23 protein-coding genes are annotated in these 22663 nt (G+C 75.2%); 21 read left to right on the top strand and 2 right to left on the bottom strand.

From position 1 onward, the window contains the following. Positions 1-9: 9 nt before the first annotated feature. Positions 10-720: a prepilin peptidase gene (locus BXA05_RS10210; RefSeq protein WP_170963166.1), complete on the bottom strand. Its 711-nt coding sequence runs from the start codon at positions 718-720 to the stop codon at positions 10-12. Positions 721-900: 180 nt separating this feature from the next. Between BXA05_RS10210 and aroC the strand changes: the two genes are divergently transcribed. From aroC to aroB, 3 genes are read left to right on the top strand one after another with little or no spacing between them, the layout of a single operon-like run. Beyond that, positions 901-2118, top strand: a complete 1218-nt coding sequence (aroC, locus tag BXA05_RS10205; RefSeq protein WP_076405042.1) for a chorismate synthase — start codon at positions 901-903, stop codon at positions 2116-2118. Next, positions 2118-2744: a shikimate kinase gene (locus BXA05_RS10200; protein WP_083711786.1), complete on the top strand. Its 627-nt coding sequence runs from the start codon at positions 2118-2120 to the stop codon at positions 2742-2744. Before aroC ends, BXA05_RS10200 begins: the two co-directional genes overlap by 1 nt. After that, entirely contained in the window at positions 2741-3916 is a 1176-nt protein-coding gene (gene aroB, locus BXA05_RS10195) for a 3-dehydroquinate synthase (RefSeq protein ID WP_061267278.1), read from the top strand. Before BXA05_RS10200 ends, aroB begins: the two co-directional genes overlap by 4 nt. Before the next feature lie 16 nt (positions 3917-3932). Here the strand turns inward: aroB and BXA05_RS10190 are convergent, their stop codons facing one another. After that, complete coding sequence (locus BXA05_RS10190; RefSeq protein ID WP_076404896.1) at positions 3933-4700, bottom strand: glycerophosphodiester phosphodiesterase family protein; 768 nt, start codon at positions 4698-4700, stop codon at positions 3933-3935. 197 nt (positions 4701-4897) lie between these two features. Here BXA05_RS10190 and BXA05_RS10185 point away from each other — a divergent pair, with 197 nt between their 5' ends. From BXA05_RS10185 to metK, 18 genes are all read left to right on the top strand, one after another. Then, a complete protein-coding gene (locus BXA05_RS10185) occupies positions 4898-5353 on the top strand; it encodes a type II 3-dehydroquinate dehydratase (RefSeq protein ID WP_061267280.1) in 456 nt (151 codons plus the stop codon). Positions 5354-5413: 60 nt separating this feature from the next. Next, positions 5414-6052, top strand: coding sequence for a hypothetical protein (locus tag BXA05_RS10180; protein ID WP_076404895.1), 639 nt, complete (start codon positions 5414-5416; stop codon positions 6050-6052). Further along, on the top strand, positions 6049-6531 hold the full coding sequence (locus BXA05_RS10175) for a hypothetical protein (protein WP_206153989.1): 483 nt from the start codon (positions 6049-6051) through the stop codon (positions 6529-6531). The genes BXA05_RS10180 and BXA05_RS10175 overlap by 4 nt, the downstream gene beginning before the upstream one ends. Positions 6532-6638: 107 nt before the next feature. Further along, positions 6639-7202, top strand: a complete 564-nt coding sequence (efp, locus tag BXA05_RS10170; RefSeq protein WP_021482610.1) for an elongation factor P — start codon at positions 6639-6641, stop codon at positions 7200-7202. Positions 7203-7235: 33 nt separating this feature from the next. Then, positions 7236-7655 carry a transcription antitermination factor NusB gene (nusB, locus tag BXA05_RS10165; protein WP_021482611.1) on the top strand — a complete coding sequence of 140 codons (420 nt, stop codon included), beginning with the start codon at positions 7236-7238 and terminating at the stop codon, positions 7653-7655. Positions 7656-7835: 180 nt separating this feature from the next. Continuing rightward, entirely contained in the window at positions 7836-8519 is a 684-nt protein-coding gene (gene pyrR, locus BXA05_RS10160) for a bifunctional pyr operon transcriptional regulator/uracil phosphoribosyltransferase PyrR (RefSeq protein WP_061267282.1), read from the top strand. Next, complete coding sequence (locus BXA05_RS10155; protein ID WP_076404894.1) at positions 8516-9607, top strand: aspartate carbamoyltransferase catalytic subunit; 1092 nt, start codon at positions 8516-8518, stop codon at positions 9605-9607. Before pyrR ends, BXA05_RS10155 begins: the two co-directional genes overlap by 4 nt. Then, a complete protein-coding gene (locus BXA05_RS10150; protein ID WP_051028381.1) occupies positions 9604-10965 on the top strand; it encodes a dihydroorotase in 1362 nt (453 codons plus the stop codon). The genes BXA05_RS10155 and BXA05_RS10150 overlap by 4 nt, the downstream gene beginning before the upstream one ends. Beyond that, a complete protein-coding gene (locus BXA05_RS10145; RefSeq protein ID WP_051028380.1) occupies positions 10962-11660 on the top strand; it encodes a PH-like domain-containing protein in 699 nt (232 codons plus the stop codon). Before BXA05_RS10150 ends, BXA05_RS10145 begins: the two co-directional genes overlap by 4 nt. A 44-nt stretch (positions 11661-11704) precedes the next feature. Next, on the top strand, positions 11705-12943 hold the full coding sequence (gene carA, locus BXA05_RS10140; RefSeq protein ID WP_076404893.1) for a glutamine-hydrolyzing carbamoyl-phosphate synthase small subunit: 1239 nt from the start codon (positions 11705-11707) through the stop codon (positions 12941-12943). A 2-nt stretch (positions 12944-12945) separates the two neighbouring features. Further along, positions 12946-16317, top strand: a complete 3372-nt coding sequence (carB, locus tag BXA05_RS10135; RefSeq protein WP_076404892.1) for a carbamoyl-phosphate synthase large subunit — start codon at positions 12946-12948, stop codon at positions 16315-16317. Beyond that, positions 16314-17183, top strand: a complete 870-nt coding sequence (pyrF, locus tag BXA05_RS10130) for an orotidine-5'-phosphate decarboxylase (protein ID WP_076404891.1) — start codon at positions 16314-16316, stop codon at positions 17181-17183. The genes carB and pyrF overlap by 4 nt, the downstream gene beginning before the upstream one ends. 89 nt (positions 17184-17272) lie before the next feature. Beyond that, positions 17273-18148: a tyrosine-protein phosphatase gene (locus tag BXA05_RS10125; protein ID WP_076404890.1), complete on the top strand. Its 876-nt coding sequence runs from the start codon at positions 17273-17275 to the stop codon at positions 18146-18148. Positions 18149-18414: 266 nt separating this feature from the next. Beyond that, positions 18415-18726: an integration host factor, actinobacterial type gene (gene mihF / locus BXA05_RS10120; protein WP_021482878.1), complete on the top strand. Its 312-nt coding sequence runs from the start codon at positions 18415-18417 to the stop codon at positions 18724-18726. 103 nt (positions 18727-18829) lie between these two features. Then, positions 18830-19441 carry a guanylate kinase gene (gmk, locus tag BXA05_RS10115; protein ID WP_198163233.1) on the top strand — a complete coding sequence of 204 codons (612 nt, stop codon included), beginning with the start codon at positions 18830-18832 and terminating at the stop codon, positions 19439-19441. Positions 19442-19616: 175 nt separating this feature from the next. Then, positions 19617-19895: a DNA-directed RNA polymerase subunit omega gene (gene rpoZ, locus BXA05_RS10110; RefSeq protein WP_031316460.1), complete on the top strand. Its 279-nt coding sequence runs from the start codon at positions 19617-19619 to the stop codon at positions 19893-19895. A 122-nt stretch (positions 19896-20017) separates the two neighbouring features. After that, positions 20018-21331, top strand: a complete 1314-nt coding sequence (locus BXA05_RS10105) for a bifunctional phosphopantothenoylcysteine decarboxylase/phosphopantothenate synthase (protein ID WP_076404889.1) — start codon at positions 20018-20020, stop codon at positions 21329-21331. Positions 21332-21394: 63 nt separating this feature from the next. After that, a complete protein-coding gene (gene metK, locus BXA05_RS10100) occupies positions 21395-22591 on the top strand; it encodes a methionine adenosyltransferase (protein ID WP_034653075.1) in 1197 nt (398 codons plus the stop codon). Positions 22592-22663: the final 72 nt, after the last annotated feature.

Genomic DNA, 22663 nt, shown 5'->3' with positions numbered 1-22663 from the left:
ACGGCGCGCTCAGCCGCCGAGGACCGCGCCGGTCGTCGTCTGCCCCCAGCCGGCGGCGACGCCCGCGCCGAGCACCATGAAGGGGCCGAAGGCCACCGCGGTGTCGCGGCGAGCGCGCCGCGAGACCACCAGGCCGAGCGCCCACGCACCGCCGAGCAGGAACGGCAGGAGGAGCCCGGCGACGAGCTCGGCCCATCCGAGCCACGCGAGCGGGGTGCCGAGCGTCCCGGCGAGCTTCACGTCGCCGAACCCCAGCCCGGGCGGGTGCGCGAGCCGCAGCGCGGCGTAGGCGCAGAAGCCCAGGGCGCCGCCGGCGAGCGCGCGGACGAGCGGCGCACCGTCGCCCGCCGCGAGCGACGCGACCGCGAGCAGCGCGACGACGGCAGCCCCCGTCGGGACCACGATCACGTCCGGCAGGCGGTGGGTGCGCACGTCGACCACGGCGAGCAGCGCACCGGCCGCGGCGACGACCACGACGGCGGGCGTCGCCCACGACGCGCCCGACCACCACACCGCGGCCAGCGCCGCGAGCAGCGCGAGCACTCCACCCGCCCGGCCCGCTACCCGGAGCTCCCGGGCGAGGTCGGCGCGACGGCGTCGTCCCCACGCCCTCGGTGCGCCCGCGGTGACCACGGACTTCCGTGCCTCGTCCGGTTCGTCGTCACCCGGCCCGCGGAGCGATGCCGCGGCATACCTCGTCCCGTCCCCCTGCTGGACCATGCGCGGCACCGTAGCGCGCCCGCGGTGGCTTGGGACGTCGTCGTCCACAGACCGCCGCGTCGGCGAGCACGGCGCGGCCCGCGGCGTCATCTCAGCAGCCCTCGACCGCCGTCGCGCGCCGTCGGTCCGCACTGCGGGCGCCCGCCGGGACGGGCGCGCCGACGTGGGAGGATGGCGATCATGCTGCGTTGGTTGACATCGGGTGAGTCGCACGGCGAGGCGCTGGTCGGGATCCTCGACGGGCTGCCCGCGGGCGTCGAGCTCACGACGGACGACGTGCGCGCCGCGCTCGCGCGCCGCCGCCTCGGGTACGGCCGCGGTTCGCGGCAGAAGTTCGAGCAGGACGAGCTGCGCGTCCTCGGCGGCCTGCGCCACGGGGTGACCCAGGGCGGGCCGCTGGCCATCGAGATCGCGAACTCCGAGTGGCCCAAGTGGGTCGACGTCATGTCGTCGGACCCGGTGCCGCCCGAGGCCCTGCTCGTCGACGCCGGGACGGGCGACGTCCGGGAGATCGCGCGCAACCGCCCGCTCACCCGGCCCCGCCCGGGGCACGCCGACCTCGTCGGCATGCGCAAGTACGGCTTCGAGGACGCACGCCCCGTGCTCGAGCGCGCCTCGGCACGCGAGACGGCGACGCGCGTCGCGCTCGGCACGGCCGCGGCGAAGTTCCTCGAGCAGGCGCTCGGCGTCCGGCTCGTGTCGCACGTCGTCGCCATCGGGCCGGTCGAGGTCCCCGAGGACGCGCCGGTGCCCGGCCCCGACGACGTCACGGCGCTCGACGCGGACCCGGTGCGCTGCTTCGACCCGGACGCCTCCGCGGCCATGGTCGCGGAGATCGACGAGTGCCAGAAGGCGGGCGACACCCTCGGCGGCGTCGTCGAGGTGCTCGCGTACGGGGTCCCCTCCGGCCTGGGCACCTACGCGCAGAGCGACCGTCGCCTCGACGCGCGCCTCGCCGCCGTCCTGATGGGGATCCAGGCGATCAAGGGCGTCGAGGTCGGCGACGGCTTCCGCACCGCGCGCCGCCGCGGGTCCGCCGCGCACGACGAGATCGAGCGCGGCGCCGACGGCCGCATCCACCGTCGCAGCAACCGCGCCGGCGGCGTCGAGGGCGGCATGTCGAACGGCGAGGTGGTGCGCGTGCGCGCCGCCATGAAGCCGATCTCGACGGTGCCGCGCGCGCTCGCGACGGTCGACGTCGTCACCGGCGACGTCGCCAAGGCCCAGCACCAGCGCTCCGACGTGTGCGCGGTCCCGCCCGCGGCGGTCGTCGCCGAGGCGATGGTCGCGCTCGTGCTCGCCGAGCAGGCGCTCGAGAAGTTCGGCGGCGACTCCGTCGCGGAGGTCCGCCGGAACGCCGAGGCGTACCTCGCCGCGATCCCCGAGCTGCAGCGCTGATGACGCCCGTCGCCCCGGGGACCCGCCCGGTCGTCGTGCTGGTCGGCCCGCCCGGCAGCGGGAAGTCGACCGTCGCGCGCCACCTGGCCGAGCTGCTCGGCCTCGCGCAGCGCGACACGGACGTCGACGTCGAGACCACGGCCGGGAAGCCGGTCGCGGACATCTTCGTCGACCACGGCGAGCCGCACTTCCGCGAGCTCGAGCGCGAGGCGGTGACGACCGCGCTCGCCACGCACGACGGCGTCCTCGCCCTGGGCGGCGGCGCGGTGCTCGACGAGCACACGCAGACCGCGCTCGCGGCGTACGTCGCCGCGGGCGGGACGGTCGTGTTCCTCGAGGTGAGCCTCGCGCACGCCGCGCCGCGCGTCGGCCTCAACCAGGCGCGCCCGCTCCTGCTCGGCAACCCGCGGGCGCGCTGGGCCGCCCTCATGGAGGCGCGTCGCCCCGTCTACGAGCGGGTCTCGACGCTGCACGTCGTCACCGACGCGCGCACGCCCGCCCAGGTCGCGCGCGAGATCCGCGGGCACCTCGCGGGCGACGTCGCGCCCGGCACCCCGGGGCGCACGACGCCCGCACCCGCGCCGGCCGACCCCGCCGGCACCCCGGTCGAACAGGAGAACGCGTGACCCCCGACGCCACCACCCCCGCCCAGGACCCGGCCGCCGCCGCGCCGACGCGCGTGCGGGTCGCGGGCGAGCAGCCGTACGACGTCGTCGTGGGGCGCCACCTGCTCGGCGAGCTGCCCGCGATGCTCGGCGGCTCGGTGCGCCGGGTGCTCGTCGTGCACCCCGCGGCCCTCGCCGCGACGGCCGAGGTCGTCCACGAGGACCTCAAGGCGTCGGGCTACGAGGCGTACGTCGCGGAGGTGCCGGACGCCGAGGAGGCCAAGACCGCTCAGGTCGCCGCATTCCTGTGGGGCGTGCTCGGGCAGCTGGACTTCACGCGCACGGACGCGGTCGTCACGGTCGGCGGCGGCGCGACGACGGACCTCGGCGGCTTCGTCGCCGCGACCTGGCTGCGCGGCATCCGCGTGGTGCACGTGCCGACGACGCTCCTCGCGATGGTCGACGCTGCGGTCGGGGGCAAGACCGGCATCAACACCGCCGAGGGCAAGAACCTCGTCGGCGCGTTCCACCCGCCGGCCGGCGTCCTGTGCGACCTCGCGGCCCTGGAGTCGCTCGGGCGCTGGGACTTCGTCGCGGGGCTCGCGGAGGTCGTCAAGACGGGGTTCATCGCGGACGAGCGCATCCTCGAGCTCGTCGAGGCGCACGCCGACGCGCTCGCCGCGTGGGGCACCCGGCCGACGACGGACGAGACCTGGGCCGTCGTCGCCGAGCTCGTCGAGCGCTCGGTCGCGGTCAAGGCGCGCGTCGTGGGGGAGGACCTCAAGGAGGCCGGGCTGCGCGAGATCCTCAACTACGGCCACACGCTGGGCCACGCCGTCGAGCTCACCGAGCGCTACCAGTGGCGCCACGGAGCGGCCGTCTCCGTCGGCATGGTGTTCGCCGCCGAGCTCTCGCGCCTCGCCGGGAAGCTGGACGACGCCGTCGTCGACCGCCACCGCGCGATCCTCGGCTCGCTCGGGCTGCCCCTCACCTACCGGGGCGACCGGTGGGAGCAGCTGCTGTCCGCCATGCGCCGCGACAAGAAGTCGCGCGGCGACCTCCTGCGCTTCGTGGTGCTCGACGACGTCGCCCGCCCGACGCGCCTCGAGGGCCCGGACCCGACGCTCCTCGCCGCGGCCTACGCCGAGATCGCGGCGGACGCCCCGGTGGGCCGCGGGCCGATCGCCCTCTGACGGATCCCCGGCAGGGTCAGGCCCAGAGCCCTCGTCCGCGGAGCACGTCGCGCAGCACGTCCGAGCGGTCGGTGACGATGCCGTCGACCCCGAGGTCGAGCAGCCGGTGCATCGTCGGCGCGTCGTTGACCGTCCAGGCGTGCACCGCGACGCCGGCCCGGTGCGCGGCCCGCACGAACGCCGAGTCCACGACCCGGACCCAGCCCTCGCGCACCGGGACCTGGAGGCAGTCGACCGAGCGGGCCGCGAGGCGGGCGAGCGCGTCCGCGCGCGCCCGCCCTGCGAGCAGCATGCCCACCACCGCGCCTCGCGCGCCGGACACGGTCACGGGGCGCGAGAGCCGCGCCACGGTCGCCTCCCGCCGCGACGCGGCGAACGACGCGACGCACACGCGGTCGTGCGCGCGCGTGCGCTCGATCGCGCGCGCGACGGGCGCGGCCGCCGCGGCCGACTTGACGTCGACGTTCACCCGCAGGTCCGGCCACGTCCCGAGGACGTCCTCCAGCGACGGCACCGGCTCCCGGCCGCCGATCCGGGCGGTGCGCACCGTGCGCCACGGCAGGTCGGCGACCAGGCCGCGCGCGTCGGTCGTCCGGTCCAGCGAGGCGTCGTGGAGCGCCACCGCGACGCCGTCCGACGTCGCGTGCGCGTCCGTCTCGACGTACCGGAGCCCCAGCTCGCGGGCCGCCGCGAACGCCGCCATCGAGTTCTCCAGGCCGTCGCGCGAGAAGCCGCGGTGCGCGAGCGCCGCGAACGGGGCGTCGAGGTAGCGCGTCGCGCTCATGCTGCTGTCCGCGGACGCGCGCCGGACGATGCGGGGACGGGCGCGGAGCGCAGGTGCGGGTGCCGTGCCGGAGGTCGGGGACGGGCAGCGCTGAAGGTCACCCCGCCAGCCTGCCCGAGGCCGTGGTCCGTCGCCCGCCGGGAGCGGCCCCGGACGTGTCGCCGTCGCTCGCTCCGGCACGGCTAGGCTCGGGCGCCATGGAACGCGTGCTCGTCCTCAACGGACCCAACCTCGGCCGGCTCGGCGTGCGCGAGCCGGAGATCTACGGCTCGGCCTCGATGGCGGACCTCCGCGAGTCGGCGACGACGTGGGGGAGCGCGCTCGACCTCGCCGTCGACGTGCGGCAGACCGACGACGAGTCCGAGCTCGTCGGCTGGCTGCACGAGGCCGTCGACGCGCGGGCCCACGTGGTGCTCAACCCGGCCGCGTTCACGCACTACTCCTACGCGGTGCGCGACGCCGCCGCGCAGGTCACGACGTCCGGCCTGCTGCTGGTCGAGGTCCACCTCAGCAACCCGGCGGCGCGCGAGGCGTTCCGCAGCCACTCCGTCGTGGGGGCGGTCGCGACCGGCACGGTCGCGGGCTTCGGCTTCGACTCCTACCGGCTCGCGCTCGAGGCCGTCGCCGCGCGCCTGCGCGGGACCCGGGCTTGATCTGCCCTGATCAAGCCTGGGGGCTTGATGGTCAACAAACAAGGGTCTAGCCTTGATGTCATGTACGTGCTGACCGTCGACCAGCGGGGGAGCACCGGTCGTCCCGACCGCGTCCCCGAGGTGCTCGCGCGGCTCGACGAGATGCTGGCGGGCCGCGGCGGCGTCGTCGTCCCGTTCGCCCGAACGGTCGGCGACGAGGTCCAGGGCGTTTTCGACGACCCGGAGGCCGTCGTCGAGGTCGTGCTCGACCTCCTGCGCGACGGCGGCTGGAGCGTCGGCCTCGGCGTCGGGCCGGTCGACGAGCCGCTGCCCGCGGTCTCGCGCGAGGCGTCGGGCACGGCGTTCGTGCGCGCCCGCGAGGCGGTCGAGCAGGCGAAGTCGCGCGCGGCGACCGCGCCCGTGGCCGTCCGTGGGGAGCCCGCGGCGCGCGCCGCGGAGGTCGAGGCGCTCCTGCGCCTCCTCGCGGCGGTCGTGGACCGGCGCACCGCGCCCGGGTGGGAGGCCGTCGACGCGCTGGCGCGTGTGGGAGGTACCCAGAAGGATGTGGCTCGCGCGCTCGGCGTGTCCGAGCAGGCGGTCAGCCAGCGGCTGCGCACCGCGCTGTGGCCCGAGGAGGCGGCGGCGCGGCCCGTGGTCGCGAGGCTGCTGGGCGAGCTCCACGAGGGGCCGCCGGTGGATCGGCAGGAGGAGAAGGCGTGACGGACCCGGTGACGGTCGTGCTCGTGGTGCTCGTCTGGGTGGTCGCGCTCGCCGCGAGCGTCCTCGGCGGCGGCCCCGTGACCCAGGGGGTCCTGCGCGCGGCGGCGCGCGCGGGCGGCTCCGCCGCCCCGGGGCGCGCCGGCCGGCCGCGGCGCGGTGCCCCGGCGGACCCGGCGGCCGTCCCGGTGCCCCCGCCGCCCCCTCCGACGACGGGGCCGATCGGGACGGAGGCCGTCAAGGCCCTGCGCGGCGGGACGTGGATCGGGATCCTCGAGCGGTTCGCGATCACGGGCTGCCTCCTCGCGGGCGAGCCGGGCGGCATCGCCTTCGTCGTCGCGATCAAGGGCCTCGGCCGCTACCCCGAGCTGCGCGAGCACCCCGTCGCGTCGGAGCGCTTCGTCATCGGGACGCTCGCCTCGATGTGCTGGGCGGCGACCCTGGGCGTCGTGGCGAACGCGGTCCTCGCCGCGCTCCGGTAAGATCGTCAAGGCCCATTTCCGCATCCCGCTCTCGTGGCCCCGTCGTGCCGTCCCGGCACGCGGCAGCGCGTCGACGGGACCGCTGACCCTCCGACAGGAAGACGAACGTGGCGACCACCAACGACATCAAGAACGGCACCGTGCTGCGACTCGACGGCCAGCTGTGGACCGTGATCGAGTTCCAGCACGTCAAGCCCGGCAAGGGTGGCGCGTTCGTCCGCACCAAGATCAAGAACGTCATGACGGGCAAGACGATCGACAAGACGTTCAACGCCGGCCTCAAGATCGAGACCGCCAACGTCGACCGCCGTGACTTCCAGTACCTGTACCAGGACGGCGCGGACTACGTGTTCATGGACACCTCGACGTACGACCAGATCACGGTGGGTGCCGAGATCGTGGGCGACGCCAAGGACTACATGCTCGAGAACCAGAACGTGCTCATCGCGTCGAACGACGGCCAGCCGCTCTACATCGAGCTGCCCGCCTCGGTCGTCCTCGAGATCACGTACACCGAGCCGGGCCTGCAGGGCGACCGCTCGACGGGCGGCACCAAGCCCGCGACGCTCGAGACGGGCGCGCAGATCCAGGTCCCGCTCTTCCTCGAGCAGGGCACCAAGGTCAAGGTCGACACGCGTGACGGGTCGTACCTCGGCCGCGTGAACGACTGACCGCCGGCACCGACGGACAGACGACGGACTGACATGGCCGCACGCACCAAGGCGCGCAAGCGCGCGCTCGACGTCCTCTTCGAGGCGGAGCAGCGTCACGTGGACCCGACGACCCTCCTCGCGGAGCGCGTCGCCGACCCCGGGACGGCGCAGACCGCGCTGCCGCAGTACGCGGTCGACATCGTCGAGGGTGTGCTCGCCCACCGCGAGCGCATCGACGAGCTGCTCGAGACGTACTCCCACGGGTGGACGCTCGAGCGCATGCCCGCCGTCGACCGGGCGCTGCTGCGCATCGGCGGCTGGGAGATCCTCTTCAACGACGACGTCCCCGACGTCGTCGCGATCGACGAGGCCGTCGACCTCGCGCGCTCCCTGTCGACCGACGACTCGCCGTCGTTCGTCAACGGGCTGCTCGCGCGCATCGTCGAGATGAAGCCGACGATCACGGCCTGACCGCGGCGCCCGGCCCCGGCCGGGACGACGCCTCGCGCGGCGTCGGTCACGGGTGTGACCGACGCCGCGTCCCACCGGGCGGGACGCGCACCCGGCCGCCGGACCACCGGCGGTAGGGTGGGTGACCGTCAGACATCCTTTAAGGCCCGTCCTGTGAGGCGGGGAAGGAGGTCGCCGGACATGAGCTCTGGCGCTGCTGTGCCCACACCATCCGTACCCCGGCCGGGGTCCGACCCCGAGACGGGGCCGACCGCCGGGACCGTCGTCCTCACGGCGGCGGACATCTCCCGCGCGCTGACGCGCATCGCCCACGAGATCGTGGAGCGCAACAAGGGAGCCCACGACCTCGTCCTCCTCGGCATCCCGACGCGCGGCGTCCCGCTCGCGGCCCGGCTCGCCGAGCGCCTCGCCGCGATCGAGGCAGACGGCGCGCCCGACCCGCACGCGATCGTCGGCGAGCTCGACGTGACGATGTACCGCGACGACCTGCACCGCCACCCGACGCGCACGATCGGCGCGACGCGCCTTCCCGCGTCGGGGATCGACGGCAAGGTCGTGGTCCTCGTCGACGACGTCCTGTACTCCGGCCGCACGATCCGGGCCGCGCTCGACGCGATCAGCGACCTCGGCCGCCCGCGCGCGGTGCAGCTCGCGGCGCTCGTCGACCGCGGCCACCGGGAGCTGCCGATCCGCCCCGACTTCGTGGGCAAGAACCTGCCCACGTCGACGTCCGAGCGCGTGAGCGTGCGCCTCGCCGAGATCGACGGCGCTCCCGCGGCGGGCGACGCGTCCGCCGACGCGGTGGTCATCCGGCCCGCTGCTGCGCAGCCGGGCTCCTCCGAGGACGGGGAGGCCCGCGCATGAGGCACCTGCTCTCGACCCAGGACCTCGGGCGTGCCGACGCGATCCGCATCCTCGACACGTCCGCCCAGATGGCCGCGACGCAGTCCCGCGAGATCAAGAAGCTCCCGACGCTGCGCGGTCGCACGGTCGTCAACCTCTTCTACGAGGACTCCACCCGCACGCGCATCTCCTTCGAGACCGCCGCGAAGCGGCTGTCCGCGGACGTCATCAACTTCTCGGCCAAGGGGTCGAGCGTGTCCAAGGGCGAGTCGCTCAAGGACACCGCGCTGACGCTCCAGGCGATGGGCGCGGACGCGGTCGTCGTGCGGCACCAGGCGTCGGGCGCCCCGCACCTGCTCGCGCACGCGGGCTGGCTCGACGCGGCGGTGGTCAACGCGGGCGACGGCATGCACCAGCACCCGACGCAGGCGCTCCTCGACGCGTACACGCTGCGCCGCCACCTCACCGGGACGGGACTGACGTCGCCGGGGGCGAGCGGTCCCGACGACGCCGCGGCGCGCGGCGCGGGCCTCGACGGGCGCCACGTCGCGATCGTCGGCGACGTGCTGCACTCGCGGGTCGCGCGCTCGAACGTCCACCTGCTGCACACGCTCGGGGCCCGCGTGACGCTCGTCGCGCCGCCCACGCTCCTGCCGGTCGGCGTCCAGACGTGGCCGTGCGAGGTCTCCTACGACCTGGACGCGGCCCTCGCTGGAGACACGGCGCACGGCGGCCCCGACGCCGTGATGATGCTGCGCGTGCAGCGCGAGCGCATGAGCGGCGCCGGCGCGGGGGGCGGGGCCTTCTTCCCGAACCCGCTCGAGTACAGCCGCAAGTACGGGCTCGACGCTCGGCGCCTCGGGCTCCTCGCCGAGCACGCCGTCGTCCTGCATCCGGGCCCCATGAACCGCGGCCTCGAGATCTCCGCGCAGGCGGCGGACTCGCCGCGCGCGGTGATCGTCGAGCAGGTCGCGAACGGCGTCGCCGTGCGCATGGCCGTGCTCTACCTCCTCCTCGCGGGCAGCGACGAGGCCGACTCCGCGGCGTCGGCCGCGCCCCTGCCCTCCGCCCAGCCCGTCCCCGCCGTCGAAAGGGTCTCCGCCTCGTGAGCAGCGCCGCAACCACCACGTACGTCCTGCGCGGCGCGCGCCCGCTGGGCGGCGACCCCGTCGACCTCGTCCTCGCGGACGGCGTGGTCGCCGAGCTCGCCCCGGTCGGCGCCGCGCGCGCCGCGGACGACGACGGCACCGTCGTCGTCGACGCGACGGGCCTCGTCGCCCTGCCCGGGCTGGTCGACCTGCACACCCACCTGCGCGAGCCGGGGCGCGAGGACGCCGAGACGATCGCGTCCGGCACCCGCGCCGCGGCGGCGGGCGGCTTCACGGCCGTGCACGCGATGGCGAACACGACCCCGGTCGCGGACACCGCGGGCGTCGTCGAGCAGGTGTGGCGCCTCGGGCGCGACGCGGGCTGGGTCGACGTGCACCCCGTGGGCGCCGTCTCCGTCGGGCTCGCGGGCGAGCAGCTCGCCGAGCTCGGCGCGATGGCCGACTCCGCGGCCCGCGTGCGGGTGTTCTCGGACGACGGGAAGTGCGTCGACGACCCGATCCTCATGCGCCGCGCCCTCGAGTACGTGAAGGCGTTCGACGGCGTCGTCGCCCAGCACGCGCAGGAGCCTCGCCTCACCGAGGGCGCCCAGATGAACGAGGGCGTCGTGTCGGCGGAGCTCGGCCTGGCGGGCTGGCCCGCGGTCGCCGAGGAGGCGATCATCGCGCGCGACGTGCTCCTCGCGGAGCACGTGGGCTCGCGCCTGCACGTGTGCCACCTCTCGACCGCCGGCTCGGTCGAGATCGTCCGCTGGGCCAAGGGCCGCGGGATCGACGTCACGGCCGAGGTCACGCCGCACCACCTCGTGCTCACGGACGACCTGGCGCGCGGCTACGACCCGACGTTCAAGGTCAACCCGCCGCTGCGCACGGCCGCGGACGTCGAGGCGGTGCGCGAGGGCCTCGCCGACGGCACGATCGACATCGTCGCGACCGACCACGCGCCGCACGCGCGCGAGGACAAGGACTGCGAGTGGGCCGCGGCCGCGTTCGGCATGACGGGCCTCGAGACGGCGCTGAGCGTCGTGCAGCAGACCATGGTCGACACGGGCCGCATGACGTGGGCCGACGTCGCGCGCGTGCTGTCGAGCGCGCCCGCGCGCATCGGCCGCATCGACACGGGGGAGCGCGCCCAGGGCCGCCCGCTCGAGGTCGGCGAGCCTGCCAACGTCACGCTCGTCGACCCGGCCGCGCGGCGCGTGGTCGACGGGGCCGGGCAGGCCACCGCGAGCACCAACACGCCCTTCCAAGGCCGCGAGCTGCCCGGTGCGGTCGTCGCGACGTTCCTGCGGGGCCGGGCCACCGTGCTCGACGGCGCGCCCGTCGAGGCGGTCGCGGCCGGTCGGGGGGTGGGGGCGTGAACCTGCCGCAGCCCGTCGCGGCCGGGATCTGGATCGTGCTCGGTGTCGTCCTGCTGACGCTCGTGCTCGTCGGCCGCCGCCGGCTCGTGCGCCGCTCCGCGGGCTTCGTCCCGACGCCGCCCGCCGTGCCGGCGGAGGCCGCGCGCGGCGGCGTCGTGCTCGGCCCGCTCGACGCGCTGTACGTGTCGAGCACGCTCGCGGGCGACTGGCTCGCGCGCGTCGGCGCCCACGGCCTCGGCGACCGGGCGCAGGCCCAGGTCACCGTGCACGACGCCGGCCTGCACGTCGCGCGCCGCGGCGCCGACGACGTGTGGGTCCCCGCCGCGGCCGTCGAGGACGTGGCGCTCACCCCGGGCATGGCGGGGAAGTTCGTCGGGAAGGAGGCCATCGTCGTGGTGACGTGGTCCGTCCCCGCCGAGCCGGTCCCGGCCGACGCCCCCGAGGCCCCGCCGCACCCCGAGGTGCGGCTCGACACCGGCCTCATGCCGCGCCACGACCACGACGTCCCGCGTCTCCTGGAGGCCGTGCGCGACCTCGCCGGCCGCCCCCGGGACGCGGGCGGCGACGGCACCCGCGAACGACGAACCGGGGCGCCGAGCAGCGCCACCGACGCACCCACCGACCAGGACGGCCCGGCGCCGACGCGCGAGAGCGCGGCACCCGGCACCGACGAGAACGACGAGGAAGCACCTTGACCGCCTCAGCGAACGCAGTGAGCTCACCGACCGCAGTCACCTCGGTGACCGGCGCACCCGCCCCCGACCGGGCCCTGATCGTCCTCGAGGACGGCACGGTGCAGCCCGGCCGCGCCTACGGCGCGCGCGGCACGACCGTCGGCGAGATCGTCTTCAACACCGGCATGACCGGCTACCAGGAGACCCTCACCGACCCCTCCTACCACCGGCAGATCGTCGTCATGACGGCCCCCCACATCGGGAACACGGGCGTCAACGACGAGGACCCGGAGTCCGGCAAGATCTGGGTCGCCGGGTACGTCGTGCGCGACGCGGCCCGTCGCGCGTCGAGCTGGCGCGCGCAGCGCACCCTCGACGAGGAGCTCGCGGCCCAGGGCGTCGTCGGCATCAGCGACGTCGACACGCGCGCCCTCACGCGCCACCTGCGCGAGCTCGGCGTGATGCGCGCGGGCATCTTCTCCGGCGACGCGCTCGTGCGCGACGGCTACCCGCGCACCGTGGAGGACCTCGTGGCCGAGGTGAAGGCGGCGCCCGCGATGGCCGGCGCCGACCTCGCCCGCGAGGTGAGCACCGACACGGCGTACGTCGTCGAGCCCTTCGAGGGCACGACGCCGGACGGCGAGCCCGTCGCCACCGTCGTCGCCGTGGACCTCGGCATCAAGTCGATGACGCCCCAGCGCCTCGCCCAGCGCGGCGTGCGCGTGCACGTGGTGCCCGCGGCCTCGACGATCGCGGACATCGAGGCGTACGCGCCCGACGGAGTGTTCTTCTCCAACGGCCCGGGCGACCCGAGCGCCGCGACCCACGAGGTCGAGCTGCTGCGCGACGTCCTGGACCGCGGCACGCCGTTCTTCGGCATCTGCTTCGGCAACCAGATCCTCGGGCGCGCGCTCGGCTACGGCACGTACAAGCTCGCGTACGGCCACCGCGGCATCAACCAGCCCGTCATGGACCGCCGCACCGGCAAGGTGGAGGTCACGGCGCACAACCACGGGTTCGCGGTCGACGCGCCGCTCGACGGCGAGTCCGTCGCCCCGCACGACGGCGGCCGCTACGGGCGCGTCGTCGTGTCCCACGTCGGGCTCAACGACCAGGTGGTCGAGGGGCTCGAGTGCCTCGACCTGCCCGCCTTCTCCGTCCAGTACCACCCCGAGGCCGCGGCCGGCCCCCACGACGCCGCGTACCTCTTCGACCGCTTCGTCGAGCTCATGACGTCGCGTCGCGCCGCCGGCGCGGCGGGCGCGGGCTCCGACGCCGTCGAGCAGACCACCAAGGAGAGCTGACCGTGCCTCGCAGAACCGACATCTCCAGCGTCCTGGTCATCGGGTCCGGCCCGATCGTCATCGGCCAGGCGTGCGAGTTCGACTACTCCGGCACCCAGGCGTGCCGCGTGCTCAAGGAGGAGGGCCTGCGGGTCGTCCTCGTGAACTCGAACCCGGCGACGATCATGACCGACCCCGAGTTCGCCGACGCGACCTACGTCGAGCCGATCACGACCGAGGTCCTCACGTCGATCATCGCCAAGGAGCGCCCCGACGCGCTGCTGCCGACGCTCGGCGGTCAGACGGCGCTCAACGCGGCGATCGCGCTCGACGAGGCCGGCGTCCTCGCCGAGTACGGCGTCGAGCTCATCGGCGCGAACATCGCGGCGATCCAGAAGGGCGAGGACCGTCAGCAGTTCAAGGACGTCGTCGAGACGTGCGGCGGCGAGTCCGCGCGCTCGGTCATCGTCCACACGGTCGACGAGGCGATCGCGGCTGCGGGCGACCTCGGCTACCCGATGGTCGTGCGCCCGTCGTTCACGATGGGCGGCCTCGGCTCGGGCTTCGCGTACGACGAGGACGAGCTGCGCCGCATCGTCGGCCAGGGCCTGCACTACTCCCCGGTGACGGAGGTGCTCCTCGAGGAGTCGATCCTCGGCTGGAAGGAGTACGAGCTCGAGCTCATGCGCGACAAGAACGACAACGTCGTGGTCGTGTGCTCCATCGAGAACGTCGACCCCGTCGGCGTGCACACGGGCGACTCGATCACGGTCGCGCCCGCGCTCACGCTCACCGACCGCGAGTACCAGAAGCTGCGCGACATCGGGATCGCCGTCATCCGCGAGGTCGGCGTCGACACGGGCGGCTGCAACATCCAGTTCGCCGTCGACCCGGACACGGGCCGCGTCATCGTCATCGAGATGAACCCGCGCGTCTCGCGGTCGTCCGCGCTCGCGTCCAAGGCGACCGGGTTCCCCATCGCGAAGATCGCGGCGAAGCTCGCCGTCGGCTACACGCTCGACGAGATCCCCAACGACATCACGCAGGTCACGCCGGCCTCGTTCGAGCCGACGCTCGACTACGTGGTCGTCAAGGTGCCGCGGTTCGCGTTCGAGAAGTTCCCGGCCGCGGACCCGACGCTCACGACGACCATGAAGTCGGTCGGCGAGGCGATGGCGCTCGGGCGCAACTTCACCGAGGCGCTCGGCAAGGCGCTGCGCTCGATCGACAAGGGCGGCTCGGTCTTCCACTGGGACGGCGAGCCCGTCTCCGGCGCGGAGCTCGACGAGCTGCTCGTGCGCATCGCGCGCCCCACGGAGAACCGGATCATCGGCGTCCAGCAGGCGCTGCGCGCCGGGGCGAGCGTGGAGCAGGTGTTCGAGGCCACGAAGATCGACCCGTGGTACCTCGACCAGATCCAGCTGGTCAACGAGGTCGCGGCGGCCGTCGCCGACGCGCCCGCGCTCACGGAGGACGTGCTGCGCGAGGCGAAGAAGCACGGCCTGTCCGACGCGCAGGTCGCGCGCCTGCGCGGCATGGGCCCGGCGGGCGAGGCGACCGTGCGCGAGGTCCGCTACGCGCTCGGCGTCCGGCCCGTCTACAAGACGGTCGACACGTGCGCGGCCGAGTTCGCCGCCCGCACGCCGTACCACTACTCGTCGTACGACCTGGAGACCGAGGTCGCCCCGCGCGAGCGCGAGGCCGTGATCATCCTCGGCTCGGGCCCGAACCGCATCGGCCAGGGCATCGAGTTCGACTACTCGTGCGTGCACGCGGCCCTCACGTTGCGCGAGCGCTACGAGACGGTCATGGTCAACTGCAACCCGGAGACGGTCTCGACCGACTACGACACGTCCGACCGCCTCTACTTCGAGCCGCTGACGTTCGAGGACGTGCTCGAGGTCTACCAGGCGGAGCTCGCCGCGGGACCGGTCAAGGGCATCATCGTCCAGCTCGGCGGCCAGACCCCGCTCGCGCTCGCGCAGCGCCTCGCCGACGCGGGCCTGCCGATCCTCGGCACGAGCCCCGAGGCGATCGACGCCGCCGAGGACCGCGGCGAGTTCGGACGCGTGCTCGTCGAGGCGGGCCTGCCCGCCCCGGCATTCGGCACGGCGCGCTCGCTGGACGAGGCGAAGGACGTCGCGGCCGGCATCGGGTACCCGGTGCTCGTGCGCCCGTCCTACGTGCTCGGCGGGCGCGGCATGGAGATCGTGTACTCGGCCGAGCAGCTCACGGGCTACGTCGAGCGCGCCCTCGTGGCGGCCGCGGCGGAGGACCGCACGGCCGGGACGCTGCCCGCGCCGCTGCTCATCGACCGGTTCCTGGACGACGCCATGGAGATCGACGTCGACGCGCTCTACGACGGCACCGAGCTCTTCCTCGGCGGCGTGATGGAGCACATCGAGGAGGCGGGCATCCACTCGGGCGACTCGGCGTGCGTCCTGCCGCCGGTGTCGCTGTCGGAGCAGGAGATCGAGCGCATCCGCCGCTCGACCGAGGCCATCGCGAAGGGCGTCGGCGTGCGCGGCCTGCTCAACGTGCAGTACGCGCTCGTCTCCGACGTGCTCTACGTCCTGGAGGCCAATCCCCGCGCGTCGCGCACGGTGCCGTTCGTCTCGAAGGCGACGGGCACGTCGCTCGCGAAGGCCGCGGCGCGCGTCATGGCGGGCGAGTCGATCGCGGAGCTGCGCGCCGCGGGCGTGCTGCCCGCCGACGGCGACGGCGGCACGCTCCCGCTCGACGCGCCGATCGCGGTCAAGGAGGCGGTCCTGCCGTTCAAGCGCTTCCGCACCGCGGACGGTGTCGTCGTCGACACGGTGCTCGGCCCGGAGATGCGCTCGACGGGCGAGGTCATGGGCTTCGACCGCGACTTCCCCCACGCGTTCGCGAAGTCGCAGGCCGCCGCGTTCGGCGGGCTGCCGACGTCGGGCCGCGTGTTCGTCTCGGTCGCGGACCGCGACAAGCGCTCGATCGTCTTCCCGGTCAAGCGCCTCGCGGAGCTCGGCTTCGAGATCCTCGCGACGGACGGCACGTCGAGCGTGCTGCGCCGCAACGGCATCGCGTCGCGCGTGGTGCGCAAGTTCTCCGCGGGCCGCGGGGCGGACGGCGAGCCGACGATCGTCGACCTCATCACGGCCGGCGAGGTGGACATGGTCATCAACACGCCGTCCGGTCAGGGCGCGCGCGCCGACGGCTACGAGATCCGCGCGGCCACGACGGCGGCCGACAAGCCGATCGCGACGACGGTCGACCAGCTCGCCGCCGCGGTGCAGGGCATCGAGGCCGTCCTCGCCGGGCCGTTCGCGGTCGCGAGCCTCCAGGAGCACATGGCGGGCGTGGGCCTGACCGACGGCGTCGAGCTGCCCGCTCCCGCCGCGGAGCGGGTGGGCGCGTGAGCGCGGGCTTCGGCGCGCGCCTCGCGGCGGCGACGGAGGACCACGGGCCGCTGTGCGTGGGCATCGACCCGCACCCGGGCCTGCTCGCGGACTGGGGCCTGCCCGACGACGCCTCCGGGCTGCGCGAGTTCGGCCTGCGGGTCGTCGAGGCGGTCGGGGGCCGCGTGGCCGCGGTCAAGCCGCAGTCGGCGTTCTTCGAGCGCCACGGGTCGCGCGGCGTCGCGGCGCTCGAGGAGGTCCTCGCGGCGGCCCGTGCCGCCGGGACGCTGACGATCATGGACGCCAAGCGCGGCGACATCGGCTCGACCATGACCGCGTACGCCGACGCGTACCTGCGCGACGGCTCGCCGCTCGCGGCGGACGCGCTGACCGTGTCCCCGTACCTGGGGTTCGGGTCGCTGCAGCCCGCGGTCGACGCGGCGCTGGAGACGGGGCGCGGCCTGTTCGTGCTGTGCCTGACGTCGAACCCCGAGGGCGCCGAGGTGCAGCACGCGCGCCGGGGCGCCGGGGCGGGCGTGGAGTCCGTCGCGGCGCACGTCGCGCGCGAGGCGGCGCAGGTGAACGCCCCGGTCGTCGCCGCGGGCGACGCGCTCGGGCCGGTCGGGCTCGTGGTGGGCGCGACGATCGCGGACGCCGCGGCGCGCACGGGGACCGACCTCGCGGCCGTGCGCGGGCCGCTCCTGGCGCCCGGCGTGGGCGCGCAGGGCGCGGGCGCGGCCGAGCTCGCCGCCGTCTTCGGCGACGCGCGGCGCCAGGTGCTCGCGTCGTCGTCGCGCGGGGTGCTGCGCGCCGGGCCGGACGCGGACGCGCTGCGCGCGGCGGCCCGCGCCGCCACGGACGAGGCGGCGCAGGCCCTGCGCGGCTGAGCCCCGCACCTCCCGGGACCGGGCCGGCACCCTCGTGGGTGCCGGCCCGGTCGCCGTCGTGCCCCGCGGTCCCGTGCCAGACTGCGCCCATGACCTCCCGCGACGAGACGACCGACCCCGCCCCGACCGCTGCCGGTACGCCTCCGGAGCTGCCCCCGCCGGGCGCCGTGCCGGGCGCCCTGGACGTGCCGGGCACGTGGAACGCGCGCGACGTGGGCGGTCGGGCGGTGCCGGCCGGTCACGACGAGCCGCTGCGGACGGGCGTGCTGCTGCGCACGGCGAGCCTGTCCCGGCTCACCCCCGCGGGCCAGGCCGCGCTCGTCGACCTGGACGTGCGGACGGTCGTCGACCTGCGCGGCGGGGACGAGCTCGCGCGCGACGGCGCGGACGCCGTCCCGGGCGGCGTGCGCGTGCTGCGCCGGGGCATGGACCCGACGCCGGGCCTGGTCGACGGGGGAGCGGGCGCGGGCACCTCGGCGGACCCGGCGGCGCTCGTCGCGGGCCTGCTCGCGGCCGACGACCCGGCCGCGGTCGCGCGGCGCCTCATGCACGGCGTGTACGCGACGTTCGTCACGGACCCGGGCATCCGGGAGACGGTCGGCCGAGTCCTGGCGGACGTCGCCGCGGCCGACGGCGCGAGCGTCGTGCACTGCTCGGCGGGCAAGGACCGCACGGGCTGGGTCGTGGCCCTCGTGCAGTACGTCGCGGGGGTCCCCGAGGAGGAGCGCATGGCCGAGTACCTCGCGAGCGCGGCCGCGGCCGAGGGGCTCGCCGCGCTCGTGCCCCCGCTGCCGGGGCTGTCGCCCGAGGCGCTGGCGCCGGTCCTCACCGTCGAGCCCGCGTACCTGGAGGGCGCGTGGGAGCTCGCGGTGCGCGAGCACGGGAGCATCGACGACTACCTCGTGGCGTGCGGCGTGACGACGGCGGTGCGCGACGCGCTCGTGGCGCGCCTCGTGGCGTCCTGAGCCGCCCCCGATCCGCGTCCCGCCCTCGTCTCCGCCGTCGTTCCCGGCCCGCTGCCGGGGTCGTGACGGAGACCGACCCGGTACGGCCGCGGACGACGCGCCACGCCCAGTCGTTGCCCGATCGCCCGAGGCTCGCTACTTTCGAGGGGTCGGCTCCGTGCGTCGGCGCAGGTCGCCCGGGTGATCCACCCGGTCGGGGCTCCACCTGCGAGCACGCCGGGACGACTGAGTGGGCCCATCCGCCTGACGACGAGTAGGTGACTTGCGTGGCACTTCCACCCCTGACCCCAGAACAGCGCGCGGCGGCGCTCGAGAAGGCCGCGGAGGCACGACGCGTGCGCGCCGAGGTGAAGAACCGGCTCAAGTACTCCCAGGGCTCCCTGAAGGAGGTCATCGAGCGCGGCCAGACGGACGACATGATCGGCAAGCTCAAGGTCGTCTCGTTGCTGGAGTCCCTGCCCGGCGTGGGTAAGGTGAAGGCTCGGGCGATCATGGAGGAGATCGGGATCGCCGAGACACGTCGTGTCCGCGGCCTCGGCCCCCACCAGTCCGCGGCCCTCATCGAGAGGTTTGGCTGACATTTCCGCGCACCCGTCCGAGCCGACGCCGTCCGTCCCCGCCGGGGAGACCACGGAGTCGGCGTCGCCGCCCGTCGTCCCCGGCCCCGCCCGCCTGACCGTCCTGGCCGGCCCGACCGCCGTGGGGAAGGGCACGGTGTCGGCCGACATCCGGGCCCGCTACCCGGAGGTGTGGCTGTCCGTGTCGGCGACGACGCGCGACCCGCGGCCGGGCGAGGTGGACGGCGTGCACTACCTGTTCGTCGGCCCGGACGAGTTCGCGCGCATGGTCGCGGACCGTGAGCTGCTGGAGTGGGCCGTCGTGCACGGGCGCAACAGCTACGGCACGCCCCGGCGCGCGGTCGAGGAGAAGCTCGCCGCGGGCGTGCCCGCGCTCCTGGAGATCGACCTCCAGGGTGCGCGCCAGGTCCGGGCGTCGATGCCCGAGGCCCGGTTCGTGTTCCTGGCGCCGCCGAGCTGGGACGAGCTCGTGCGTCGCCTGGTCGGCCGCGGCACGGAGGACGCGGAGGAGCGGGAGCGCCGTCTGACGACGGCCCGGGTCGAGCTCGCGGCGGAGTCGGAGTTCGACCACGTCATCGTCAACGACGAGGTGCACCGCGCGACGGACGAGCTGGTGCGCGTCATGGGGCTCGAGCCCCGTCCCGTCCCGGCGGAGGGCTCGTCCCCGGCGTCGTCCCCCGTGCCGTCCGGGCACGGCGAGGGGCACAGCGAGTAGACTGTCCTGCGGTGCCCGTGCGCGGGCGTTCCCCCGTGGGCCCGAGGCCCGGTCGGCGGCCCGTCCTGCGACGTGGTGCCGCGGCCGCCCGGTCCCGGACGGGGGCGCCGTGCGCGCCGCCGCCATCGACCAGCTGCAGCGCCCGCTGCAGACCCTTGAACCCACGGAGCGAACTGTGTCCGGAACCGTCGCCGCCCCCGAGGGCATCACCGACCCGCCCATCGACGACCTGCTCGAGCACGTCGACTCGAAGTACGCGCTGGTCATCTACTCGGCCAAGCGCGCGCGCCAGATCAACGCGTACTACTCGCAGCTCAGCGAGGGCCTGCTGGAGAACGTCGGGCCGCTGCTCGAGACGCGCAACCAGGAGAAGCCGCTCTCGATCGCGATGCGCGAGATCAACGCGGGCCTGCTGACGATCGAGGCCGAGCCCGACGAGGCCCCCGAGGCCTGAGCCCGCACGCCGCGCACCTCCACCGGAGGGCGCGGCGTTCGTGCGTCCGCGCCCGGGTGCGCGGGCTCCCTGTCCCGCCGCGGTCGGCGGCGGGTCTGAGCCGGACCTCCAGGAGGAACGACATGCGGATCGTGCTCGGTGTGAGCGGCGGGGTCGCGGCGTACAAGGCCGTGCTGCTGCTGCGGCTGCTGCGGGAGCAGGGCCATCGGGTGCGGGTGGTGCCGACGGCGTCCGCCCTGCGTTTCGTGGGCGCGCCCACGTGGGAGGCGCTGTCGGGCGAGCCGGCCACGGACCAGGTGTTCGAGGACGTCGAGCACGTGCCGCACGTCGCCCTGGGGCAGGGCGCCGACCTCGTGGTCGTGGCGCCCGCCACGGCGGACCTGCTGGCGCGCGCGGCGGCCGGGCGCGCGGACGACCTGCTGACCTCGACGCTGCTCACCGCGCGCTGCCCGGTGGTCATGGCGCCCGCGATGCACACGGAGATGTGGGAGCACCCGGCGACGGTCGCGAACGTGGCGACGCTGCGGGCGCGGGGCGTGCACGTGATCGAGCCGGCGTCCGGCCGCCTCACGGGGGCGGACACCGGGCCGGGGCGCCTGCCCGAGCCGGACGAGATCGCGCGTGTCGCGCTCGCCGTCGTGGAGGACGCGTCCCGCGCGACCGCCGCCGACGCGGGCGCGGAGCCGGGCCACGGGCCGGGCCACGGGCCCGCGCAGGATCTCGCGGGCCGGCGCGTCGTGGTGTCGGCGGGCGGGACGCGCGAGCCCATCGACCCGGTGCGGTTCATCGGCAACCGGTCGAGCGGGCGCCAGGGCGTCGAGCTCGCGCGGGCAGCGGCGGCGCGCGGCGCGCACGTCACGCTCGTGGCCGCGAACCTGTCCCCGGACGTGGCCGCGCTCGTGCGCGCGCCCGGGGGCGTGCCCGACGCCGTGGTGGAGGTCGAGACGACGGCGCAGCTGCGCGACGCGGTGCGGTCGGCGGCGGCCGGGGCGGACGTCGTGGTCATGGCGGCGGCCGTCGCGGACTTCCGCCCGGCCCACGCGCCCGACGCGAAGATCAAGAAGGTGCCGGGCCAAGGGCCCGAGCCGATCGCGCTCGTGGAGAACCCGGACGTGCTCGCCGAGCTCGCCCGCGACCGGCTGCGCCCGGGCCAGGTGGTGGTCGGCTTCGCGGCGGAGACCGGTGACGCGCACGGGTCCGTGCTCGACCACGGCCGGGCCAAGGCGCGGCGCAAGGGCGCGGACCTGCTCGTGGTCAACGCCGTGGGCGAGGGGCGCGGGTTCGCGGTCGACGCGAACGACGTGACCGTGGTCGACGGCGCGGGGGACGTCGTCGCGACGGCGAGCGGGTCGAAGGGCGAGGTCGCGGACGCGGTGTGGGACGTCGTCGTGCCGCGCGTGGCGCCGTCGGACGAGCGGGCCGGGGTGAGCGAGTGACCCGCGTCTCGTCTCGCCTGCCGGATACGCTCGCTCACCTTTCGGGACAGTAGGCTGTGCGCCATGGCTGAGCTGCGTCTGTTCACGTCCGAGTCCGTCACCGAGGGGCACCCGGACAAGGTCTGCGACCAGATCTCCGACGCGATCCTCGACGCGCTCCTCGCGCAGGACCCGACGTCCCGCGTGGCCGTGGAGACGATGGTCACCACGGGCCTGGTGCACGTCGCGGGCGAGGTGACGACCGACGCGTACGTCGAGATCCCGCAGATCGTGCGCGACGTCGTGCGCCGGATCGGGTACACGTCGTCGGTGATCGGCTTCGACGCGGACTCGTGCGGCATCTCGGTGTCGATCGGCCAGCAGTCGCCGGACATCGCGCAGGGCGTCGACAAGAGCCTCGAGGAGCGCGACGACCAGGGCGACCACGACCCCCTCGACGCGCAGGGCGCGGGCGACCAGGGCCTGATGTTCGGGTACGCGAGCGACGACACGCCGAGCCTCATGCCCTTGCCGGTGTGGCTCGCGCACCGTCTCGCCGAGCGCCTGGCGGCGGTGCGCCGGGACGGCACGGTGCCGGGCCTGCGCCCGGACGGCAAGACGCAGGTCACCGTCGGGTACGACGGCGACCGCGCGGTCAGCCTCGACACGGTGGTGCTCTCGACGCAGCACGACCCGGACGTCCGTCAGGACGAGCTGCACCGGCAGGTCGCGGCGCAGGTCGTGGCCCCCGTGCTCGACGCCGCGGGTCTCGACCTCGACGTGCGCGCGACGCGCCTGTTCGTCAACCCCACGGGCACGTTCGTCGTGGGCGGGCCGCAGGGTGACGCGGGCCTGACGGGCCGCAAGATCATCGTCGACACGTACGGCGGCATGGCCCGCCACGGCGGGGGCGCGTTCTCCGGCAAGGACCCGTCGAAGGTGGACCGCTCGGCCGCGTACGCGACGCGCTGGGTCGCGAAGAACGTCGTCGCGGCGGGTCTGGCGCGGCGCTGCGAGGTGCAGGTCGCGTACGCGATCGGCAAGGCGCACCCGGTCGGCCTGTACGTGGAGACGTTCGGCACGGAGAAGGTCCCGGTCGAGCGCATCACGGCCGCGATCCGCGAGGTGTTCGACCTGCGCCCGGCGGCGATCATCCGCGACCTGGACCTGCTGCGTCCCATCTACGCCCCGACGGCGGCCTACGGGCACTTCGGGCGCGAGCTCGAGCAGTTCACGTGGGAGCGCACGGACCGCGTCGCGGACCTGCAGTCCCAGGTGTGAGGAGCGTCGTCGCGCCGGTCGCGGGCGACGGCCGCGCACGGGGACGGCGCGGCACCGCGGGTGCCGGGCGCA

This window comes from Cellulosimicrobium funkei (assembly GCF_900155925.1).
Lineage (GTDB): Bacteria > Actinomycetota > Actinomycetes > Actinomycetales > Cellulomonadaceae > Cellulosimicrobium > Cellulosimicrobium funkei.
The sequence above is the reverse complement of the archived record's forward strand: the minus strand, read 5'-3'. Positions and strand labels throughout refer to the sequence as shown.